The sequence below is a fragment of the Chryseobacterium sp. HNCC26DJ238 genome, assembly GCF_057180465.1.
The window spans coordinates 104,894-128,586 of record NZ_JBXUGI010000004.1; the positions used below are offsets into that span (position 1 = coordinate 104,894).

At 35.7% G+C, this 23,693-nt stretch carries 22 protein-coding genes; 18 read left to right on the plus strand and 4 right to left on the minus strand.

The annotated features are described in order from the left end of the window. Position 1: 1 nt before the first annotated feature. Together recF and AC2A07_RS04975 are read right to left on the minus strand one after the other, a co-directional pair. Positions 2–1,081: a DNA replication/repair protein RecF gene (gene recF / locus AC2A07_RS04970; protein ID WP_484049490.1), complete on the minus strand. Its 1,080-nt coding sequence runs from the start codon at positions 1,079–1,081 to the stop codon at positions 2–4. 182 nt (positions 1,082–1,263) lie between these two features. Next, entirely contained in the window at positions 1,264–2,028 is a 765-nt protein-coding gene (locus AC2A07_RS04975) for a UbiA prenyltransferase family protein (protein WP_484049491.1), read from the minus strand. Between the two features lie 18 nt (positions 2,029–2,046). Here AC2A07_RS04975 and AC2A07_RS04980 point away from each other — a divergent pair, with 18 nt between their 5' ends. The 17 genes from AC2A07_RS04980 to AC2A07_RS05060 all read left to right on the plus strand — a co-directional run bounded on the left by AC2A07_RS04980 (position 2,047) and on the right by AC2A07_RS05060 (position 19,335). Further along, entirely contained in the window at positions 2,047–7,974 is a 5,928-nt protein-coding gene (locus AC2A07_RS04980; protein ID WP_484049492.1) for an alpha-2-macroglobulin family protein, read from the plus strand. A gap of 114 nt (positions 7,975–8,088) precedes the next feature. After that, the gene (locus AC2A07_RS04985) at positions 8,089–9,732 is read left to right on the plus strand and encodes a hypothetical protein (RefSeq protein WP_484049493.1); all 1,644 of its coding nucleotides are present in this window, start codon (positions 8,089–8,091) and stop codon (positions 9,730–9,732) included. A gap of 100 nt (positions 9,733–9,832) precedes the next feature. Next, entirely contained in the window at positions 9,833–10,288 is a 456-nt protein-coding gene (locus AC2A07_RS04990) for a DUF1569 domain-containing protein (protein ID WP_314492285.1), read from the plus strand. A gap of 102 nt (positions 10,289–10,390) precedes the next feature. Continuing rightward, positions 10,391–10,861, plus strand: a complete 471-nt coding sequence (locus tag AC2A07_RS04995) for a hypothetical protein (RefSeq protein ID WP_484049494.1) — start codon at positions 10,391–10,393, stop codon at positions 10,859–10,861. Positions 10,862–10,863: 2 nt separating this feature from the next. Continuing rightward, entirely contained in the window at positions 10,864–11,268 is a 405-nt protein-coding gene (locus AC2A07_RS05000) for a hypothetical protein (RefSeq protein WP_484049495.1), read from the plus strand. 37 nt (positions 11,269–11,305) lie between these two features. Continuing rightward, on the plus strand, positions 11,306–11,677 hold the full coding sequence (locus tag AC2A07_RS05005) for a VOC family protein (RefSeq protein WP_484049496.1): 372 nt from the start codon (positions 11,306–11,308) through the stop codon (positions 11,675–11,677). A gap of 115 nt (positions 11,678–11,792) precedes the next feature. Next, positions 11,793–12,242: a VOC family protein gene (locus AC2A07_RS05010; RefSeq protein WP_484049497.1), complete on the plus strand. Its 450-nt coding sequence runs from the start codon at positions 11,793–11,795 to the stop codon at positions 12,240–12,242. A 108-nt stretch (positions 12,243–12,350) separates the two neighbouring features. Beyond that, the gene (locus AC2A07_RS05015) at positions 12,351–12,545 is read left to right on the plus strand and encodes a hypothetical protein (protein ID WP_484049498.1); all 195 of its coding nucleotides are present in this window, start codon (positions 12,351–12,353) and stop codon (positions 12,543–12,545) included. After that, the gene (locus AC2A07_RS05020) at positions 12,542–12,742 is read left to right on the plus strand and encodes a DUF1398 family protein (protein WP_484049499.1); all 201 of its coding nucleotides are present in this window, start codon (positions 12,542–12,544) and stop codon (positions 12,740–12,742) included. Before AC2A07_RS05015 ends, AC2A07_RS05020 begins: the two co-directional genes overlap by 4 nt. A gap of 113 nt (positions 12,743–12,855) precedes the next feature. Next, complete coding sequence (locus tag AC2A07_RS05025) at positions 12,856–13,530, plus strand: DUF2490 domain-containing protein (protein WP_484049500.1); 675 nt, start codon at positions 12,856–12,858, stop codon at positions 13,528–13,530. An 87-nt stretch (positions 13,531–13,617) separates the two neighbouring features. Continuing rightward, on the plus strand, positions 13,618–15,231 hold the full coding sequence (locus tag AC2A07_RS05030; protein ID WP_484049501.1) for a Na+/H+ antiporter: 1,614 nt from the start codon (positions 13,618–13,620) through the stop codon (positions 15,229–15,231). A 135-nt stretch (positions 15,232–15,366) separates the two neighbouring features. Beyond that, positions 15,367–15,795 carry an SRPBCC family protein gene (locus tag AC2A07_RS05035; RefSeq protein WP_484049502.1) on the plus strand — a complete coding sequence of 143 codons (429 nt, stop codon included), beginning with the start codon at positions 15,367–15,369 and terminating at the stop codon, positions 15,793–15,795. Continuing rightward, positions 15,792–16,175, plus strand: a complete 384-nt coding sequence (locus AC2A07_RS05040) for a VOC family protein (RefSeq protein ID WP_484049503.1) — start codon at positions 15,792–15,794, stop codon at positions 16,173–16,175. The genes AC2A07_RS05035 and AC2A07_RS05040 overlap by 4 nt, the downstream gene beginning before the upstream one ends. Before the next feature lie 37 nt (positions 16,176–16,212). Next, complete coding sequence (locus tag AC2A07_RS05045; protein WP_484049504.1) at positions 16,213–17,238, plus strand: glutaminyl-peptide cyclotransferase; 1,026 nt, start codon at positions 16,213–16,215, stop codon at positions 17,236–17,238. 95 nt (positions 17,239–17,333) lie between these two features. Then, positions 17,334–18,239, plus strand: a complete 906-nt coding sequence (locus tag AC2A07_RS05050) for a hypothetical protein (protein ID WP_484049505.1) — start codon at positions 17,334–17,336, stop codon at positions 18,237–18,239. A gap of 42 nt (positions 18,240–18,281) precedes the next feature. Next, positions 18,282–18,896: a deoxynucleoside kinase gene (locus tag AC2A07_RS05055; protein ID WP_484049506.1), complete on the plus strand. Its 615-nt coding sequence runs from the start codon at positions 18,282–18,284 to the stop codon at positions 18,894–18,896. Between the two features lie 88 nt (positions 18,897–18,984). Continuing rightward, positions 18,985–19,335 carry an ArsC/Spx/MgsR family protein gene (locus tag AC2A07_RS05060; RefSeq protein ID WP_484049507.1) on the plus strand — a complete coding sequence of 117 codons (351 nt, stop codon included), beginning with the start codon at positions 18,985–18,987 and terminating at the stop codon, positions 19,333–19,335. Between the two features lie 65 nt (positions 19,336–19,400). Here the strand turns inward: AC2A07_RS05060 and AC2A07_RS05065 are convergent, their stop codons facing one another. Next, the gene (locus AC2A07_RS05065) at positions 19,401–19,706 is read right to left on the minus strand and encodes a DUF493 family protein (RefSeq protein ID WP_484049508.1); all 306 of its coding nucleotides are present in this window, start codon (positions 19,704–19,706) and stop codon (positions 19,401–19,403) included. A 38-nt stretch (positions 19,707–19,744) separates the two neighbouring features. Next, entirely contained in the window at positions 19,745–20,428 is a 684-nt protein-coding gene (locus AC2A07_RS05070; RefSeq protein ID WP_314492322.1) for a DUF4197 family protein, read from the minus strand. Positions 20,429–20,860: 432 nt separating this feature from the next. Between AC2A07_RS05070 and AC2A07_RS05075 the strand changes: the two genes are divergently transcribed. Further along, entirely contained in the window at positions 20,861–23,686 is a 2,826-nt protein-coding gene (locus AC2A07_RS05075; protein WP_484049509.1) for a SusC/RagA family TonB-linked outer membrane protein, read from the plus strand. Positions 23,687–23,693 lie beyond the last annotated feature (7 nt).

Below are 23,693 nucleotides of genomic sequence, written 5' to 3' on the forward strand. Positions count from 1 at the left end.
ATTATACTTCGAAAATAATACTTTCTTCATTAATTTTCTTAACCACATTTTCAGTCCGTTCCCTATGTGTATCTGTAATGAAAATCTGTCCGAAATTTTCCTGATTGACGAGCTTAATCAATTGTGCTACACGGGTATCGTCCAGCTTATCAAAAATGTCATCCAGTAAAAGAATTGGTGTTTTCCCGGTAAGCTCTTTGATCAGGCTCATCTGAGCTAATTTCAGTGAAATTAAAAATGATTTCTGCTGTCCCTGGGAGCCGATTTTCTTGATCAGAACAGAATCCATTTCAAAAAGCAGATCATCCTTATGAATTCCTTTTGACGTATAGGTCAGCATCCGGTCACGTTCTAAGCTTTCTTCCAGTAAATTTCCAAAAGTATCAGTAAGCAGATGAGATTCATAGACGACCGAAACCGTTTCTTTTCCACCAGAAATAATCTCATAGAAGTTCTGAACGATAGGATCAAGTTTTGAAACAAATTCTCTCCTTTTCTCAAAAATTTTGGTTCCTGATTTTGTGATAGGATCATCATAGATTTCCAGTGAATCTTTATCCCAGATTCTGTTTTTTGCAAAGTATTTCAACAGGGCATTTCTCTGCTGAACCGTTTTCTGATATTGAATCAGATCGAAAAGATACCCGGAGTCAGTCTGTGAGATCATCGAATCTAAAAACTTTCTTCGGCTCTCCCCTGAATCTGAAATCAGGTTAGAGTCATAAGGGGAGATCATCACGCTTGGTAGATAGCCGATATGATCTGCCATACGGTCGTAGCTTTTATCATTCTTTTTAATGATTTTCTTTGCTTCTTTCGGTTGTGAAATTTTAATAACATCTTCACTGTCACCGTTCCGGATTTCAGCGTCAATCGTAAAGAAATCTTCACCTGTTTTAATATTGTTGCTATCTGTGTTTCCAAGAAAACTTTTTCCTACAGAAAGATAATGTAAGGCATCCAGGATATTCGTTTTTCCCGCACCGTTATTTCCGACGAAACAGTTGATTTGAGGCGAAAACTCAAACTTTTTTTCAGAATGGTTTTTAAAATTGTATAGGGTGAGCCTGTTGATGATCATTGTAGAAAACTTTTAATTAACGCTAAAGCTCAGATGGATGGTGTCCCAAATAAATAAAATCTTAATATCATTTTTCTGTAATTTTATACAGCAGATTGTACTCTTTTATAAGTTTTCCCCGATAAAGCGATGGTGCAGTCTGAACTCTGAATACTTTCAAAAGATTCCATTGCTGCAAATTTTCAGTAAAGGTAAAACTTTTCCAACAGAATTAAAAACAAAAGGCACAATGCCGGACAGGTCTCAATCCAAAAAGAAAAATAAGAATCTTTATTGGAATGTTCTGAGAAATAAATTAAAATAAAAGTAATGATTGAGGTCAGGAAGAAACTGAAAGCAAATTGAATTTTCAGATAAAAAACAGATAGAACCGTTGAAATAAAAACAAGAATGTACGCAAGATACTTCGTGTTCTGAACTCCGATTAATTTGGGGAAGGTCTGTACCGTATCACTTTTCATGTCCCGGATATCAAAAGGTAAAACAAGAGAGGTCACAAAAAAGAAGCTGATGAAAAATACAGGCAGGTTAAACTCGGGCAAGGTCAGCCACGCATTGACTAATGCCCAGACCAGACCGACATAAAAAACTTTCAGTAAAGGGATTTTCCGGATATAAGTCTCAAGAAAGAAGCTGTTGTAAAGAAGTCCTAACACCACAATGACAAACCATTTGATCAGACGTATTTCATTATGGTTGAAAATAATCAGGGCGGCAGAAACCAATCCTGTAATAACATTTAGAATGAAAATTTTATAAAAATATTCGGTGTTTTGATATTTGGTGTAAAGGTAGCCGCTGAAGTAGGTAATGAATATCAGGAGCACCGATGGAAAACGGAATGTGTTTTGCTCAAGCATGAAAAATACGGCGAAGAAAGTTCCCATTAAAGAGACGTATAATTGACTGTCTATGAGAGATTTTTTCAGTACTTTTAAGCAATTCATTTAGTAAAAATAATATTTATGCAAAGATATTCCAAGATTTTGTTTCTTTTCCTTTTGTTATTGAATTTTTCATTGGCTTTTTCACAAAACTACTATGACCAGCAATGGAAAAAAGTACAGCAGAATACCACAAAAGGAACGTATAAATCTAACTTACCCATTATTTTAGACATACAAAACAAAGCCATGAAAGACAATAATGCCGTCCAGCTCATCCGTTCTTTAAAAGCTGAATTCAGTATCGTCAACCAGACTTCAGATGATGATCAGAACGATGCTGCCTCAAAATTTTTTGCTAAACTTCAAAATACAGAAAAAAATGTGAAAGGGGATGACCTTTTGGTGTATCAGGCTGTCCGCTCAGGATTTCTGTCTGATTATTACAACGAACATTCCTGGCAGATTAATGCAAGGACAAACATGAATTCTCAGGATGTGTCTCAAATCGAAACATGGAGCAAGCTTGATTTTAAGAATTATTTGAAAGAAAATTTCAGACAGCTTGATCAGAAGAATCAGTCCATGAAAAAGATTTCTCTGGCAAAGTACAAAGATGCTTTCTCAAATACAGATAATATAGCGTATTTCCCAACTCTTCTGGATTGGTATTCGCTGAAAAAAGTCAGTTTTTTAACGAATAATGAATTATTTACAAAAAATGAACTTACAGAAAACAGGACTACCGTCAATACCATCTTTGATGACCTGATTGCTCAGAATTCCGGAAATGCAAAACTTTATTTTATGCATCAGAAACTTTCTGAGAACTGTCAGTTTAATCAATGTAAGGATAAGCTGGAACAGCTTCAGAATCTGTTCAGATCAGATGCTGAGGGTGATTACAAAGTTCTGATAACAGAGGAGATCATGAGTGAACTGATGGCGAAAAATAAGCACAGAGAAGCTTTGTCAACCGCTGGTCAGGTAAAAACCCAATATCCGAAATCACCTTTTCTGGAGAATATTAAAAACAAAGAAAATCAGATTATTAATCCTTACTTAAGCCTGAAATATGAAGAACAGACCCAATCGGATCAGCCGGTTCATCTCGTTGCAGAGTTTAAGAATGTGAAGGAATTTTCATTGAATATTTACCAGGTGAAAGATGATTTGTTATCTTTTATACAGTATGCTAAAAACCCGTACAATGATGCTTTTGCGAAAGTAAAAAAGAACTTTTTAAAAAAAGAAAATTATATTTTACCGGACCCCGAAGATTACCGGCTTCATAAAACAGCGCTCGAAATAAAACCGCTCCCGTCCGGAATTTATGTTGCAGAATATTCTGTTGCAGGTTCTGAGGAAAAAGATTCGGAATCCGGACAGAATTTTTATTTTTTTGTATCAGATAATAAAATTATTTACCAATCTAAAAGTGGCAGGAATAAACTTTCAGATGAATTGAAACTGGTGAGCTCGGAAAACGGAAAACCTGTCAGTAATGAGGGATTGGTTTTTCATGAGTTTGTACAGGGCAAAACGCTGAATAAAATTGCCGGTAAAACCGATGAAAAAGGGGTCTTTAAATTTCCGCCTACAACAGAAAAAGATTACTACAGAACATTTTTAGTTCAGCAGCCGAAAACCAATGATTTTCAGATGATGGAAGTGTATGGTGAAGAGTCAGATCAGGCTTTTGAGTACGAAATGAATAATCTTGAAAAGGCGCAGGTATTTCTCGACAGAGCGATCTACAGACCGGGACAGACCGTTTATTTCAAAGTGATCAATACGAAATCTTCAGGTTCAAAAGAAAGTGTAGTAGCTCAGTTGAAGCAGGAAATCACATTAAAAGACTTTAATGACGAAGAAATTTCCTCACAAAATTTTACGACGAATGAATTCGGTTCCTATCATGGAAGCTTTATCTTACCAAAAGGCAAACTGAATGGGCAGTTTTCTATTTCTATCAATAAAGGAAATGATGATATGCAGTATTTGGGAGTGGCCAATTTTCTGGTTGAAGAATACAAACGTCCTAAATTTGAAGTAACTTTTGAAACGGTAAAAGCTGAATATAAGTATGGGCAGGCCATTGAACTGAAAGGAAAAGCAATGATGTTCTCGGGCGTAGCGTTGGGTAATACAGGGATTAACTACGAAATTAAAAAACAGAATATCCGATGGAGATATTTTCCGTGGTATCCGAACGATAACGACAACGAAAACTCGGTTCTTGGTGAAGCAAAAACCAATGAAAAAGGAGAATTTACGATAAAGTTAGATCTTAAAAAAGATGAAAAACTAGAGGGAATTCAAATTGATAATTTTCAGATCAGTGCTTCGGCAACCGATAGTAACGGAGAAACGCAGACGGCAAGTACCAATCTTAAAGTAGCTTCAGTTTCTCACTATATTAAAACTGATGATATAAAAAATACGTTCTCAGACGAAAATGTAAAGCTGAAAGTTGAAACGAAAAACTACAACGAACAAAATCTGAAAAAAGATTTTCAGGTTAAATTATCAAAACTGGAAGCTCCTCAAAGAATTTTCAGAGACAATTTTAAAACAGAAGTTCAGAACCTGCCGAAATTTTCAAAAGAACAGTTTATCAACAAATTTCCACACGATTTGTATGATAAAAATGATGAATTAAAAAACCGGAAGACAGGGTCTGTGATTCTGGATGGAGTGAAACGAAGTGAAGAAGCTCTTGACCTTGGGAAACTTGCTGCCGGAGATTATCAGTTGGAACTGTACAATATTGAAGGTAAGGACACCATAAAATCAACTCAGAATTTCAGTGTTTGGGATAAGAAATCCCTGAAACCCAATCAGAAAACATTTTTGACGGTTTTAGAACCTAATCATGAATTTTCAAGAGGTGAAAAAGCCAAAATCTATGCTTACTCAGCAATTCCTGATGCCTGGGTCAATATTTTTGTTCAGGATGGTTCAGGAAAAACAATTTCTGAAGTTCAAAAATTCAAAAACGGAATTTTAGAATATACTGTTGATATTCCGAAAGAAAAAAGCATTATCACTGTAAATGTTCAGTTTCAGGTCGTTGCCTTCAATGATGTGCAGACGCAGACGGTTAATTTAAAAATAAAGGAGACCGAAAAACCTTTAAAGATAGAAACGGTGACTTTCAGAGATAAGTTAGAGCCTGGTTCTAAAGAAAAATGGACTGTAAAAGTTGTTGGAAATGACAGAGAAAAAATCAATGCTGAAGTCTTAGCCAATATGTACGATATGTCTTTAGACCAATTTGCCGTGAATACTTTTAGTTGGGAGAATATCGATATACCTTATTCATCGGTTACTTCTTATGATATAAGAGAAGATTTATCCCAGAAATATTTTCAGAAGAGAATGAAATATTATAATGGAAAATACATTGATGTTCCGCAGTTTAGTTGGTTTGACGGAAATATTTACTATATAAATTATAGTGGCGAAATGGAAACTATAACAGGATTGGTTCATCAAGAAGGTGTGAAATCTGCATTATATTCCTCACCACCATCACCATCACTTTCTGTAAGAGGTGCAAAAAGAAGTGTTGCAATGATAGCAAAGTCACAAGAAGATAAAATTGAAATAGTTCAGAGTGTTATTCCTGAACCTTTGAAAGCACCAAAATTGGAAACTCCGATTCCGAAAGAATTGGGGAAAATACCAGTCCGTCAAAATCTCAACGAAACCGCTTTTTTCTATCCCGATTTAAAGACGGATTCCGAAGGGAACGTCAACTTTGAATTCACTTCTCCGGAAGCTTTGACAAAATGGAAATTGATGTTTTTAGCCCATACAAAAGATGCAAGAGCAGCAACACTTGAAAAAGAGGTAATAACGCAGAAAGAATTTTCAGTAACACCGAACTATCCAAGATTTTTGAGAGAAGGTGATGAGCTGAATTTACAGTCGAAACTGTCGAACCTGACGGACAAAAAATTGAACGGCTCAGCAAATTTACAGATATTGGATGCGATGACCAATGAAAATATTTCTTCTAAGTTTGATCTGAAAGCCGGGACGCAGAATTTTGATTTAAATGAAAACGGAAACGCTGCTCTGACGTGGAAAATAAAAGTTCCGGAGAATGTTTCTTCTGTCATTCTGAAAGTGGTGGCTAAAGCAGGAGCCTATTCGGATGGCGAACAGAAAGCGATTCCGGTTCTGCCAAACAGAATGCTGGTGACCGATGCTGTTCCGGTATTCGTGAGAGAAGGGGAAACAAAAACCTTTGTTTTGGAAAATCTTAAAAATACCGGCTCAACAACCGTTTCAAATGTTTCAAACACTCTGGAACTAACTACGAATCCGATCTGGGAGATTATGTTTGCTCTTCCCGGCCTTAAAAATGATCAGAATAATTCTGCGGATGTTATTTTCAACAAATGGTTTGCAGATGTCCTGGCTTCAGAGATCTTTAAAGCCAATCCAAAACTGAAAACAGTATTCGAAGAATATCAGAACAAAGGATTGCTCAACTCAAACCTTGAGAAAAACCAGGAATTGAAACAGCTTTTACTGGAAGAAACTCCATGGGTTCTGGAAAGTAGGAACGAACAGGAGCAAATGCAGAAATTAGCACTTTTATTTGATGCCAATACCATGAAAAACTCAATCACTCAGGATTGGGATGAGTTTAAAAAGCTGCAGAATCCCGATGGTGGCTTCTCATGGTATCAGGGATACCCAAGTTCTTATGATACGTCACTGTATATTCTCAAAAATTTAGGAAAAATCAATGGGTGGTTAAAAGATGAGGTAAAAGAATATCAGAGTGCAGAGCAGAAAGAGGTCGTTTCGAAATTGATCGGTTATGTTGACAGCGAAATCAGTAAATATACAGACATCAGTGCTTCAGGTAAGGAAAATGTGATCAGTAACAGGAGTTTGGATTACCTTGATACCCGTCATTATTGGGAACAGCAGTATCCTTTGAAAGGCAAAAGTGCCACTTTAAAATCTTTAGTGAAACAGAAAGCAGAAAAAGCTAAAATCACTGATTTCACATTCTTCGGATTGCACCGTATGGCTTTATTAATGAGTGATTACGGTTTGAAAGATGTTTCTGATAAATTTTTAAACTACTTAAAAGAAACTTCTGTAGACTCAAAAACGCAGGGCGTCTACTGGAAACAGAATCTCAATGACTGGGGCTGGTTTACTTCTAAAGTGGTCAACCATGCAGGAGCTTTGGAAGCATTTAATAAGCTAAAACCAAACGATCAGAAATTCATCGAAGACATGAAAATCTGGCTGATTACGCAGAAAGAATTGAATTCATGGGGAAGTTCAAGAGAGACGGCAGAAGTGATTTTCACAATTTTAAATTCAGGGAAATCCTGGACTTCAGCAGACAGCGACAAAGCAACCGTTATCTGGGGAGGAAAAGAACTTAAACCTGAAACTCAGGCAACAGGGTACGTGAAATCTACTTTAAAAACAGAGGCTTTAGATAAAACATTAGCCACCGTTACAGTGACAAAACCCGGTGCAGGAATTATTCAGGGAGGATTGTTCTGGCAGTATTATGAAGATTTAAATAAAATAAAATCTTCTGAGAACTACATTTCTGTAACAAAAGAACTGTACAGGAAAATCAAAACGGTCAATGGAGAGGAACTGAAGAAAATCACGCAGGAAACTCCTTTGAAAGTGGGGGATAAAGTAACAGTAAGAATGATTGTAAACACCGATCGGGCAATGGAATTTATTCAGATCAAAGATATGAGAGCAGCAGGATTTGAGCCTTTGGATGTCATTTCCGGTTATCAGTGGAAAAATAATTTGGGGTATTACCAATCGACGAAAGATGCTTCAACCAATTTCTACATTCAGTACATGCCGAAAGGAAAATATGTTTTTGAATATGATTTTGTAGCCAATGCATCCGGAAAATTCTCAAACGGTATTACCACCATCCAGAATTATTATGATCCACAGATGAATGCGCATACAAAAAGTGAAAATGTACAGATATCAGAATAAATGTAATCTGTAAATGATTATTAAAATAAATCCGTCTAACAGTCATCCTGTAAGGCGAATTTTTTTGATAAGATCAGACAATTCACTTTTATTATCTTTGAAAAAATAATCAGGATGTTTACTATTTTAGATTTAGAAAAAGAGTTTACAAAGCAGAAAATTGATAAAGCAAAAAAACTGAAGGTAAGAGAATTTGAAGAGGAGAAAAAAAATCATTTTGTCTGTTTCGTAGATGAAGATGATCAGTCTTACGATGTACAGATTTCGGTCAGTGCGCAGTCAGAGATAACAGGTCATTCATGTGATTGTGGGAGTGAGAATTTCTGTATGCACCGGTTGGCATTAAGCCTGATGATCCTGGAAAATAAGGGTGCTGAAGCAAAATCAAAAAGAACGGTTAAAAAGAAAGTTTCTGATGCTGAAATTGCTATGGAAAATTTGAATTCAGAAGAAATAAAACACTGGCTTCTGGAATTTTTCAAAAAAAATAAAGATGCAGAAGTGCAGTTTCTTTTAGAATTTGGAGAAAAGAAAGAAAATTTTTCTGATGAGGAAATAAGAGGGATGATCAAAAAAGCAATTCAGTCTGTTATTGGAAAAAAGAAAAAGATTACTGCACCGGAGGTTAAAAAAATTATTGATCTGATAACAAAATCACTGGAGCCGGTAGAGCATTATCTTTATCAGAACAGCAATAAAGAAGCAGGTATTGAAAAATACTCCGTTATCTCTGATGAAATCACCAATTTTCAGATGTCGGTCTTTACTGGCAGTACAAGAATAGATAAATTTTTAGATGATTTTAAAGAACGATTTGTTTCAAACTTCAATTCTGTTAAAGATTTTGAACTTTGGAAAAAAATAGCTGCAAAGTATTGGACTATATTTTTGAAAGGAGAAGATTCTTTACCATATTACCTGTATAATTTATTGATCGAAATGTACCGTTCCGGAAATGAAGGACAGAAATTTTTCATTGCAGAACTGGTCAAAAACCAGATAGAAATCTGGATACAGAATGATGTGGATTTAAGAGTTTCTATAAGAGAAGATCTTTTAAAGATCATCTCAGAAAATAATTTTTTTGTCCCGCTTCAATCTTTTTTTCCTCTCTACAGATACGAAAATTCTTACAATATCAAACTGATCAATGAGATCATGAAGTTTGATCGTTCCAAAGCCGAGAAAGCCTGTAAGTCCGTTATAGACGGTAATTCTAATGATAAATATAATTTTCCTTATTATGAGATTCTGGAAAAAATTTATCAGGATGATAAGAATAACCATGGCTTGGCTTATATCAAAAGGAAAAAATTTATTTATAATTATAATCTGGAAGATTTTTTATTTATCAGTAAGCATGATGATCAGGTAGAATTCAATAAATTCAGAACCAGGATATTATCAGCTTTGAGAGGGTCTTTCCTGAGTGATCACAGAAATATTGAATTTTATTTTGAAATTTTGGAACTTGAGGGAAATTACAGGAAAATGATTGAAGTCTTAAATGAAAGTATTCCAACCTATATTATCAGTAAATATGCTGAAAAGTTATTTATGTATGATAAAAATAAGTTTCTGAATACCTTCAGAAAAAGAATCGTCTGGGCAATTTCGAGAGAGGAAGATGAAATTATTGCTGATTTTTTAATCTCAAAATATGATCATGATCTTCTCAAGGACGTTTTTTCCAAAAATACTTTTGGTATCCGGTCCGGCAACTTTTCACAGCTGGTTTTAGACAGAATGAAACGCTGATATTTGCAGGGTGATCTTAAAATTCATCATTGTTTTTTTGTAAATAAATAATTTAATCAAACGAAAAAACTGATATATTTGTTTCAAAGATTTAAGAAAAATGGAAAACGTATTTGATGCGAAAGACGCTCAGAATTATATCAACAGAATAAATAATTTAGTGGAAGATACCCACGGTCTTTGGGGTAGAATGACGGTTGATCAGATGTTGGCTCACTGCTGTATAACATACGAAATGGTTTACGAACCGGAAAAACATCAAAAGCCGGGAACAATTGCAAAATTCATCCTGAAAACATTTGTCAAATCAAAAGTGGTAGGAGATAAAGCGTATCCCAGAGATTCTCCCACAGCACCTCAGTTTGTGATTACAGGACGAAGGAATTTTGATGATGAGAAAAAAAGACTGATTGGCTTTATTCAGAAAACACAGCAGTTGGGATCTTCAGCTTTCGATGATAAAGAATCTTTTTCTTTCGGTAAACTGAAATCGCAGGAATGGAACAATATGTTTGCAAAACACCTGAATCACCATCTGTCTCAGTTTGGAGTTTAGAAAACCGAGGATAATATTATAATTAATATTCTGTTTCTTTAGTTTTCCTGAAGAGTCGGGTCATTGTTAACAAAGATTAATAGCTACATTTAAATAATCCAAATGAAAAAACTTTTATTGATTCTGGTTCTCCTGTCTAATTTTGCTTTTTCCCAAATGCCTGATATTTCTAAAGTGTGGCTGAATCAGTCACGACCGTATATCGGAACGATTGGTGATGAAAACGAAACCATTAAACTGAAAATAGATATTTCTGAACAGAATAAGAAAAATGACCAGGAATATTTTGTCTCAGGATATTCTGTTGTTGAAAATAATACTTCTCAGTATGAAGGTAAATTTACCGTCACGAATTACAGGGACGGTAAGAAGAAAGGTGTTGTTTATGGCGACTATGAGCTGGTCGAAGAAAATAAAGGCAGACATTCAGGTGTTTTTAAAGGAAAGTTTGTTTATACATTTCAATGGAACAGAAAAACAGAAAAAATTGAAAATCCATATATAGAACTGTCTGGAAACTGGAAAAGCTATGACGGAACTTTAGATTTTAAAACAACTCTGAAAAACAACTAATCATGTTAAGATTAATGTTAGGCATCATGGCCGGAATTATTGCAGGTTCTGTTTGTGTATGGGCAATAGAAACAATCAACCATATTTTGTATCCATATCCCGCAGGTATGAAGGCCGATGATATGGAAGCTTTCAAATCATATGTTGAAAACCTGCCTTCTGCCGGTAAGCTGATGGTTATTATGGGGTATGCTCTCGGGGCTTTTGTGTCAGGTTTCATATCAACGAAAATTGTAAAAAACACAGGACCGGCTGCTGCAATTATCTGTGGACTTATTTTTCTTTCTTTTACTGTTTATAACATGATCGTTTTACCAACGCCAATTTGGTTTTGGATCTTAGGAGTCCTTGTCTGGACACTGGTTTTAGTAGGATATAAATTAGCTTTAAGCAAAAAATCAGTTTAAAAAAATCTCAACGCTGCAGCGTTATAAAAACCAAAATATGAAATTAGGTGCATTTTCCCTCAGCTTAAGTGTAAAAGATTTAGAAAAGTCAAAAGATTTTTACGAAAAGTTAGGTTTCGTCCAGATGAGTGGAAGTATTGAAAGCAATTATCTCATTATGAAAAGCGGAAGTACTTTAATCGGACTCTTTAAGGCGATGTTCGATGGAAATATGCTCACATTCAATCCCGGTTGGGATGAGAATGCTCAAAATCTGGAATCTTTTGATGATGTAAGGGTAATTCAGAAATACCTGCAGGAAAATGAGGTCGTACTTGAAAAAGAAGCTGATCCGAACACTTCAGGACCTGAACACATTTTCCTGAAAGATCCCGATGGGAATATGATTCTGATCGATCAGCACAGGTGAGGAATGGGCGATTAATAATGAGTAATTGGTAATGGGTAATTGGAATATGTAATATTAAATTTAGATTTTCGGGCAAAATCTTAAAATCTTTAATCAAAAAACTTTAAACTGAATTATGGCTACAGTAAACATTTATCTTACATTCAACGGAAATTGCAGGCAGGCATTTGATTTTTATAAATCAGTGTTTGGAGGAGAGTTTCCCTATATCGGAACTTTTGGAGAAATGCCTCCGCAGGACGGAAAAGAATTGTCTGAGCAGGATAAAAACAGAATTATGCACGTTACGCTCCCAATTTCAAAAGAGACAATGCTGATGGGAAGCGATACAGCGGAAGAGTGGTCCTCCGGTGTGACAGCAGGAAATAATTTTTCTGTTTCTATTAATGCAGATTCTAAAGAAGAAGCTGATACATTATTCGGAGGTTTGTCTGAAGGAGGAATCATTACCATGCCTCTCGCAGATACTTTCTGGGGTGCCTATTTTGGAATGTTCACCGATCAGTTTGGAATTAACTGGATGGTCAACTATGATGACCCAGAGAAAATGCAGCAACATCCGTAATTATTATTTTGATTTACCAGACCTGAAAACAAACCGACATTTATTATGTAGGGTTTGTTTTTGGTTATCCTGAATTCTGAAATTTATTGTTAATTAAAACTCAAAAAGATGAAATTTACTATTGAGGCAATTCAGTCCGGGCACAGAAAGGTAAAAAGCGGAGCCGGTTTCCCCGGTTATATCCAGGCAATTAAAAATCTCGGGGTTTCCCTTACACAGTTTATGTTTCTGACAGAAATACTGAATATTTCGACACCCAAAATCAATCTGTTTAAACCGGAAGTAAATATGACAATTTATTGATCTCAGATAATCTTAACCTGGAAAATTTTGAAATACGCTTAAAGTTTCATCAACAGGGCGGCTCAGATTATATGATATTTTGTAAAGACTGTGCAGAAAACGGAGTGGAGGGCTGGAAAATGGATTTAATTCAAATGATCTATACCTATTTAGACTCGAATGGAAAAGATATTTTAAAAGAAAAAATTCCTTCGTGATTCTTTTATGTATTGGCAGACTGAAATTTCTGATTTGATTTATTATTTGTTGTTATTGATTAAAAATATTAAATTTGATATTTTGATAGATGACAATAATAAAGATGTGAATTATGAAGATTTTCAGGCAGTTGGTACTTATTACATTAATAAGCATTTCTACATATTCTTTTGCGCAGGATAATGACCTGGGTGCATGGTATATGTACTTCGGAAATAATAAGATCAGCAAAAAACTGAATTTCCATAACGAAATTCAATACCGGTCTTTTGACGGGGCAGGAGATCTGGAACAGCTTCTTATCCGTACCGGTATCGGTTATGACTTAACAGAAGACAACAACAATATTTTGCTGGGATATGGATTTATTTTAAGCAGGCCCTACGTTAATGGTGAAAAAACTGAAAATGTCGAGCACCGTATTTTCCAGCAGTATATTACCAAACAGAAAATAGGACGTTTTAACCTGCAGCACCGTTACCGTCTCGAAGAAAGGATTTTGGAGGATGATTTCAGGATGAGATTCCGTTATTCACTGGGGCTTACTATTCCGGTCACAAATAAAGAAATGGTGCCGAAAACTTTTTACCTGTCAGCGTATAATGAAATTTTTCTGCACCTCGACAGTCCTGTTTTTGACAGAAACCGGGTTTACGGAGCTTTGGGTTTTGTGATCAGTAAAAATATGAGAATTGAAGCGGGGTATATGAATCAGATTCAGGAAAATAAAAACCGCGGACAGGTTCAGATCGGGTTTTATAACAATATTCCGTTCACTCAGAATTAGGTCCGGTACATAAAAATTATCCACGTAATATATTTGAAACCAAAACAGCAGCTCCGTGCTGCTTACTAAATTAAATAACCGATCAAAATGATTCATACCTACGTTATCATATCCATTGCAGTCCTGTTGTCTGTTATGATACTTGTGATGATAGGACAGAAGCTGAAAGTGGCTTATCCTATCTTTCTGGTAATTGCCGGACTTATTATCAGTCTTGTGCCCGGGATGCCGCATATAGAAATTGAACCCGACCTGATTTTCCTGATCTTTCTGCCTCCGATCTTATTCGAAGCGGCATGGTTTACCTCATGGCAGGATTTTCATAAATGGAGAAAACAGATTTTCTCAATGGCATTTGGGCTGGTTTTTCTGACTTCGATTGTGGTGGCGTACCTATCTTCTTCAATAATTCCGGGATTGACCGTAGCGATGGGATTTCTGTTGGGAGGGGTCAATTCTCCGCCCGATGCAGTGGCTGCAACTTCTGTGTTAAAGCACATGAAAATTCCTAAAAAAATTACCAGTATTCTCGAAGGAGAAAGTCTCATCAATGATGCATCAAGTTTAATCGTATTTAAATTTGCTTTGGCAGCAGTGATTTCGGGACAGTTTATCTGGAGAGATGCCATCGGTGACTTTTTCAGTATGGCAGTGGGTGGAATTGCAGTGGGACTTGCAACAGGACTGATCTTTGGTTTTTTTCTGAGGTTAATTCCTTCCAATTCAAATATTGATACCATTTTTACGCTGATCGTTCCCTATATCATGTACATCGGTGCTGAGCATTTTGAATTTTCAGGGGTTTTGGCAGTTGTTGCAGGAGGGCTGGTCATGTCTTATAACTCACATTGCTATCTCAGTCATACGTCAAGGATTCAGTCGGGTAATGTATGGAGTGTTTTGATTTTCCTGATGAATACCATTATTTTCATTTTAATCGGTCTTGAACTACCGATCGTTGTGGCAGCAATGAAAGATTACACCATCTCGGAAGGGATTGTCTACAGCATTGTGATTGGTGGAGCCATTATATTGACAAGACTAGTGTACAGTTACAGTGTCATGTATTTCCCCTGGTACTGGTCAGAGAAATTCAGACTTAATAACCCTAAACCTGACTGGAGAGAACCGTTTATCATTAGTTTTGCAGCAATGCGTGGTGTAGTTTCGCTGGCCGCAGCCTTATCAATACCGGCATTTTTACCCAATGGGGAAGCCTTCCCACACCGGAATATCATATTGTTTGTAACCTTCGTCATCATTTTGATCACCCTGGTTGGACAGGGATTGATGCTGTCCCCAATCTTAAAATGGTTAAAAGTAAGCGATGCAGGAAGTGAACTGCCCGAAGAAAAACAGGAAGTCATCCTCATGAGAAAACTCAAAGAAGCAGCCCTTCAAAAACTGGAATCTGATTTTTCTGAACTGACGGAAACCAACAGTATGGTGCGTCATCAAAAACATAAACTTGAGAATGAAATGATGATGATGGCAGATAAATCTCAGTGTATGGCTTCAACAGGAGATTATGTTACCGCAATGAATGAAAATAAAGAGGTGATCAGGCAGCTGATTCAGGCTCAGAGAAATGAACTTCACCGGATGAAGCGGGAAAAAGTTTTTGACGATCACGTAATGAGGACTATAGAAATGCAGCTTGATTTTGATGAAGCCAAAATAACAGGTTTCAGTCATTCTTAAATTGTATTAATTTATATTAAATTGTATTGTTTCAACGTTAAAGAATGTACTTTTAGAGAAGTTTGAAAACGATTTTCTTTTTATGAAAGGATTAGTAAGGAAATGGTCTGTAATTTAATTTAATAAAACATAGTCATGGAAACTTCAATCATCATCAGAAAGAAAATCAAAGCACCAATAGAAAAAGTCTGGAAGGCACTAACCACTGAGAGCGAACTTCATTCCTGGTATTTTGATATTCCGGAGTTCAAAGCCGAAAAAGGGGAGATGTTTCAGTTTTATGAACCCGGTGAAGAAAGAAAGTATCTCCATCAAATTGAAATCATCGAGGTTACGGATCGGCAAAAATTAAAACATTCCTGGTTTTATCCGGATTTTTCTGAAGAAAAAACATTTGTTACATGGAATGTAGAATTGGTGGAAGATGAAACCTGGGTAACATTAACCCATGAAGGAACCGAAAAATTGAAAGATCTCGGAGAAGGATTTTCGAAAGAAAGCTTTACAAAGGGATGGAACGAGATCATCGGACAAAGTTTAAAACTGTATCTTGAAATCTTATGATGAGGTTAAACACGGTTATGCCGGTTTTATGGACAAAAAACCTGGAGGAGTCTATAGGATTCTATACGCACATTTTAGGATTTTCACTCATTGAGGCAAATGTTGAAGCCCATTGGGCGATTGTCGAGAAAGATGAAATAAAGATAATGCTGACCTTGCCCAATGAGCATGGCACGGCAAATACCATTTGTTTTTCCGGTTCTTTTTATTTTAATGTTAGTGATGTAGACCGTCTATGGGATGATCTGAATTCCATTACAAAGATCTGCTGCAGGATAGAAACATTTGACTGGGGAATGCGTGAATTTGCCATTTATGATAACAATGGGTATATCTTACAATTCGGACAACCCCTGAATGAAATTAGTAAGGTGAAATAAATTTTGCTATTTTTGAAGAAATATTTTAGAAATTAAAATGAAAAATAAAATAATTACTGGTTTCGCAGCACTTTTGCTGTTCGTATCCTGTAACAAAGACAAAGAAATACTGAATTCCCTGGTAGACTATAACAGTTCTATGGAAGATAAGGGATATCATTTTGGGGACAAACTTGATCTTCCGAAAGAAGTTTTAGATAACGCAGAAACAATAAGTATCAGTTTCGGGGATAAGGAAACTTCAGATTTGGTTGTAGATTCTAAATATTTTATGCTTGGTGACAATGCCGTTACTTTTAATATCAAAACAAAAGGCGGCGAGACCTTATACCAGGATGCAACTATCAATGTGTACAGTAAAAGTCCGGAGCAGAATCTCAGTTATGAGGTCGTAGCAGAATATCCGCACAATCCCGCCAATTTTGTACAGGGTTTCCAGATTGACGGAACTACAATTTACGAAAGTGAAGGTCAGTATGGTTCTTCCAGACTGATCACTTATAAAATAGGAGATACCATTCCCATTAAAGAAACAAGACAGGCAGATGATGTTTTTTCTGAAGGAAGTACGATTGCCGGAGATAAAATTTACCAGCTGACATGGGAAAACAAAAAAGGATTTGTTTACGATAAAAGTACATTAAAACTGCTTTCTGAATTTCCTTACCCGGATATGATAGTTAAAGGCTGGGGATTGACGTATGACGGAAAAACCCTGATTGCTTCTGACGGTACAAAAAATCTGTATTTCATGAATCCTGCGGATCCGTCAAAAATTGTCAGGTATATTTCAGTAGCAGGGAACAGTTCAGTGTATGACCAGTTAAACGAGCTGGAATATTATAAAGGATTCATCTACGCAAATGTATGGCACAAGCCTGTCATTTTAAAAATCAATCCTGCGAATGGTGAAGTGGTTGGTAAGTTTGATTTTACAAAACTGGCAGATCCATTTACAAAGCAGGACAGCGAAAATGTTCTGAATGGGATTGCTTTTAAAGGCGATAACATGGTCATTACAGGGAAAAAATGGTCGAAAATCTATGAAGTTGCCATTAAGTAATTTTAAAGTATTCACGATATCCCGTAAATAAAATAAAGTATGTAAATTGGTAGCGTTCCTATGAGGAACGCTACCATTGGTAAAAAAAAGTTTTTTTGAAAATACTCACAGTCTCATTCATTCTTTTTTTCTGTTCACTTTCTGCGCAGAGAGTGCTTCCTTTTGATACACTCCGGATCAAAGAAGTGAAGGATCTGTTTGCTGATGATTACGGAAATATCTATCTCTATAAAAATAAAGATTTCAGTTTTACAAAATATGATTCGGTAGGTAAACAGCTGGGAAAGTTAATGTTTACAGTTCCGTTCAGGGTACAGGGAGTCCAGAATCCTTTGAGTATTGCTCTTTTTTCTGAAAACGCTCAGGAAATGAAATTTGTTGATCAGAATCTGAATGAGATTCAAAAGTTGGATTTCAAACAGAAGTTTACCTTTATCAAACACGCTTATGCCGAAGATCTGCAGCAGATCTGGTTGCTGGATGAAAGTACAAAACGTTTGCTTCAGTATAATTTCAGGAATGATACCACCATCAATTCTTATCCTTTTGATGCAAGCTTTGATGATCTGACAGATCTTCTGGTCTACGAAAACAAAGTTTATATTCTGACCAAAACGCAGTTCAGGATTTATAATTTGAAATTCGAAAAACTTTTTGAAGCTTCTGTTGAAGAAGGTAAAAGATTCAGGAGGGAAAATGAATTTATTCTGATTGTAGCCAAAAATTCAATTTACAAATATATTCCTGAAAAAGAACTGATTAAAATATTTGAAGATCCCGATGTACAGATTGTGGAAAAAAACTCGCTCGCTTATTTTGAAATCAAAGGCAACAAACTTTATCTTTACAGCACGGAAAATCTGAAGGATTCTAAAAAACAGACTCCTCCGGAAACTCCGAAAAATGACACGGAAAAAACGGTGGAAGAATTGATGAAGGAGCAAGGCGAAAAACCCGACATGCTGAAACTTTTGGAAGAAATTAAGGAACTTGGTTTTTAGAAAAAAACAAAGTTAAAAATAAACATATACGTAAGAATAAGTATGCACATTGCAGTTACAGGGAATATTGGAGCAGGAAAAACTACACTGACCACGATGTTGGCAAAACAGTACGGTTGGGATGCACAGTTTGAGGATGTAGATCATAATCCTTATCTGGAAGATTTTTATGCAGATATGAGCAAGTGGAGTTTTGCATTACAGGTTTATTTCCTGGGAAGCAGATTCCGTCAGGTCAAAGAGATCAGGGACAGTGGCAAAAATATTATCCAGGATCGTACGATCTACGAAGATGCCCATATCTTTGCTGAAAATCTGAATGATATGAAACTTTTGTCAGACAGGGATTTTAAAAACTATTCCTCACTTTTTGATCTGATGAAAACCTTCGTTTCAGCTCCGGATTTGCTTATCTATCTTAAATCTGACGTTCCTAACCTGGTGAAGAAAATTTACAAAAGGGGTAGGGAATATGAAGCGTCTATCAGCATAGAATATCTTTCAAAACTTAATCAGAAATATGAAAAATGGATTTCAGGTTATACAGAAGGGAAACTTCTTATTATTGAGGTTGATGATCTTGATTTTGTTGAAAAGCCCGAAGATTTCGGAGTGATCCTTGAGAAAATAGAAACCGAACTGAATGGGTTGTTTTAATTCTGATTTTATTCAAGAATAACAGACTTTTTTAATAATAGGTACTGAATTTGTTTTAATCTGAAAGATTTAATTTAAATAAATAAAAATGTTGGTAAAAGTTCTGCACAACGGAAACTGCTCAAAATCAAATGCCGTTCTCGAATACCTTGATGAAAACGGAGTTCCCTTTGAAATCATCGATATTGTGAAAGACCCGTTGAGTGTTTTGGAACTTAAAACAGTTTTAAAAAAGTTAAATGAAAATGTATTTCATATCATCAGAAAAAATGAAAAACTTTATCTCGAAAAATATGCAGGAAAAGATTTTACCGAAGACGAATGGCTGAAGATCTTATCTGAAAATCCATCACTGATCCAAAGACCTATTCTGATCAAAGGTTCTGTCGCAATGCTCGGAAGACCGGTTGAAAATGTGAAATTTTTTATTGAACAGTAAAATGAATTTTAAAAAGCAAATATAAAAAGTCAGCAATTGCTGACTTTTTGGTTTTATAATTTGTTTTATAAAAGGATAACATTTTCTATTTTACTGACCTCTTTATAGATTCTTACCACCTGATCTGCATCTAAAACAAATGCATTTATATTGCAGGCCGTATACTTTCCGTTTTTACTTTCCCGATTTCCCAATGTAAATTTAATACCGTCAAAAACCCTGTATATTTCTGTAAGCTTTGCATCATCTGTCGGAATGATAAATTTAAAAAGATAGTCTTCAGGAAAATCGTGATGACCTTCCAGTTTTTCTTTTAATGAAATGTAAAAATCTTCAGGATTTGCGTGCTGATTTCCTTGTAATATGTCCATTATTGTTACTTATTTATATAAATATAACGAAAATTAATTTATTTTCCAAGTGGTCCCAAAAGAGATGCGGAACTTTGTTTTTCGTGATCTTCGATGATGTTAAACAATCCGTTGACAATCTGTTCCGAAGCTAACATGCTCAGGCCTCCTGCATTGACATTGCTGTTACTGTTTCCACCACCTAAAAGACTTCCTAAAAGATTACTCCCGGATAATGCGGTATTGATGGTTTTTACAATTCCATATTTGTTCAGCTCCTGCTCAACTTTTGGAGCAATGGCTCCTACGAGTTGCTGATACGTTTTTTCCTTCAAAATTAAAGTAGCAGTACCTTTTTCGCCCTGTATGATTCGGGTTACATCCTGGGCATTGAGACTGTTGACCGCATTTTCAAGAATCGGTTTTGAGATATTTACCGTATATACGGCTGCATCAGCAATATATTCTCTTTCCTTGGCAACCAGAGACGGGGCAATTTTTTCTAAAGTTGTGTTGATGTCACGCAGCTGTTTCGGTAATGCTTTGTCTACAAGATTATTTTGCAAAAAAGCTTCCCTGTTGCCATAGATACTCATGCCTTTATTAATTCCTCCTAAAAGTATTCTTTTGATAACAGTCAATCCCAGATCTGAGGTGGCAAGGGTGGAACAGGATTGCAGACTTGTCGTAATTACTGCTCCTGTCCCCATTACTAAAGCAATGGCTAAAATATATTTTTTCATTTCCAATTTTTTTAACCCTGTCAAATATTGAACCAAATGTATTGACAAATATTTGTTTAACAAAAATTTACGATCATAATTAAAATTTTTTGATATAATATAAATGATAGTGTAACAAATTGTGAAGATAAAAAATAGAGATTGTATAAAAATGAGACATTGAGGATGTTTTTGGTTGATTTTTCATTCAAAAACATCTTTGCTTCAATGTGAAATATTTATTTTTTTTAGACTATTTTGTGTTGTAAACTATTAAAATTTTGTTTTTATTAACATATTTGGCATTATGATCTGCAATTATTAAAATATTTAAGTAATCTTAACATCATTTGAATTTTTTTATATTTTTGAGCAGGGTCTTATTACAGTAAAATTAAGTTTAGATCTAAATAAGATATCCGCATTTCTTTGTACAAGATAAAATTAAACTATATGAAACAAACTAATTTAAAGTATTCTTGTCTGATTGCTGTTCTTTACTTCGGTATGAATGTCAACGGGCAGGTGACTCCTCAGGATACGCTTCCAAAAGAGCAGAAGATCGAGGAGGTTGTGATGATTGGATATGGTAGCCAAAAGAAAGAGAACGTTACCGGGAGTATTGGTCTCGTTTCAGCAAAAGATTTAGCAGATAAACCAAATTCAAACCCACTCAGTTCTGTACAGGGTAAACTTGCCGGGGTAAATATTACCAATGTTGGTACTCCTGGCGGATCTCCGAGAGTTGATATCAGAGGGGTTGGTTCATTAACAGGGAATACCGTGTTTATTGTTGATGGTATGATCACGACTGATATTTCATACCTTAACCCACAGGATATAGAATCGATGAGTGTTTTGAAAGATCCGTCAAGTTTGGCGATTTTCGGAGCTCAGGCAGCCAATGGTGCTGTGCTTATCAAAACTAAAACAGGAAAAGGCAAACCTGTTTTCAGTTTAAATTCTTACATAGGATTTAAAAAAGTCACTAATGTTCCTAAAATGGTTAATTCTGATCAGTATATAGAATTATACAATGAAAAACTGATTAATGACAATGGTTCCAGCGCAGGTTCGATCACCAGAGCAAATTTCCCTGCTGATACAAATTGGTATGATGAAATTTTGCGTACCAGCATCATCAATGCCAATGATTTTTCTGCCATGGGTAGTTTAGGAAAACTTAATTATTATGGTAGCGTAGGATATCTTAAGGATGAGGGTAACCTTGCGGCGGGTTCAGGTATCAACTCAGGAAGTGGTTTTGGAAGATTTAACACGAAATTAAATCTTAGTTATAAAGTAACAGATAATATAACCATTGGAAACAATTTCAGTTTTTCCAAAATGCGTACCGATATTTCGCAAAATCCCTTGTTGACAGCTTTTATTGCTCCTCCAATATTTTCACCTATGAATTCGGCTACAGGAAATTATCAGTTTTTTGATGGATACAGTATTGCCAACCCTAGAGCACAGTTAGATCAGTACCGTTCACAAAAAAATGAGGAGAGATTGCTGAATAATGTTTGGGGAGAAGTTAAATTTTTAAAGGATTTTACTTTCAGAGCGAGCTATGCTAGTGATAATTATAATCCAATTCAGTATGAATATACTCCTACACTTACCTATGTACCAACTGCAAACCAGGTTCCTTCTACTTTGATTACAAGAGGATATAAAAACAGTAATTACGTTTGGGATAATACAATCAACTGGAAGAAAAGTTTTGGGAATCATAATTTTGACGTTCTTGCCGGTTTCTCCAGAACCAGAACGACCTTGTCACAAAATTATTCATCTGCAAGAAATGTAATTTACGATGGTACAAATGGTTCGCTGAATATTGCAAACGGAACTGACATCATACTCGTAAGTGGTGTTGATAGAGATGATGCAGTTGTAGCAGGTGTTTTTCAGGATCAACAGAGAATCGAATCTTTTTTTGGAAGATTGAACTATGATTACAAAGGAAAATATCTGTTGAATGCATCTATTCGTAGAGATGCGAGTTCTCAGATTAGCGTAGACAGATCCAGAACTTTCCCGGCAGTAAGTGCGGGCTGGGTGATATCGAAAGAAGATTTTATGAGTGAGCAAAATGTTTTCAGCTTATTAAAATTAAGAGCTAGTTATGGTGAATTAGGAAATCCGAATGTATCGAGAAAATTTAATGCAAACACATCTATTATTGGTGCTGGTGCATATTTTGGTAACACAGGTGCTCCTGCGGTGACGATTGATGAATTTATTGACCCAAATATCGGATGGGAAACAACGGTAGGGAAAGATGTAGGACTGGAAATGGCATTATTCAATAACAAACTTAAAATTGACGCAGCTTATTTTATTAAAGATTCAAAAGATGTTGTATATGGTGTTAATCAGGGAACTGTATCCGGTGCAAGTAACTGGAATAATTTTGTGACCAATGCATACTCTTTTAAGAACAGAGGTTTTGAAGTATCTGTCAATTATAATACTAAATTAAGTGATAACGTAGGTTTTGGAGTTTACGGTAATTTTACTTCTCTTAAAAATGAAATTACATCAGTATACGCTGGCTCATATTTGGAGACAGGTGCCAGTTTATTTGGAAATTCCATTGTGAGACTTCAGTCAGGTCAGCCCGTAGGTTCATACTATGGTTATAATGTAGCCGGTGTATTTCAGACAGATGCTGAAGCAGCCGCATCAGGACAGGCGGGAGCGAAAGCCGGATGGTTCAAATTTGAAGATCAGGATGGTAATGGCATTATAGATTCCAGAGACAAAACATTCCTGGGAAGTCCTATTCCTAAAGGAACTTACGGTTTTGGAGTTAATTTTAATGTTTACGCATTTGATATTGCGGTTGATTTCCAAGGTGTATTTGGTAATAAAATTTACAATTATAACCGTGAACAGCGGTATGGTAATGAGACATGGGACCTTGATATTTATAATAACAGATGGCGTGGTGCAGGTACATCCAATACAAATTCAATGATTACTTCCAATCAATCTGTTATCTTACCAAGCAGTTTTTATGTAGAGGATGGCAGTTATATCAGAATAAGAAATATTCAGGTTGGATATAACCTGCCGAAAGAATTTGCAAGAGCGCTTTCTGTGACAAAATTAAGATTATATCTGAGTGCTCAGAATCCTTGGACAAGTTTCAAATACAACGGCTTCTCTCCTGAAATTAATAATACGGACAGAGTACAAATGGGAATTGATAACAATATTTATCCGATTTCTGCAATTTATACAATGGGTATGAACTTAACATTTTAATTAAAAA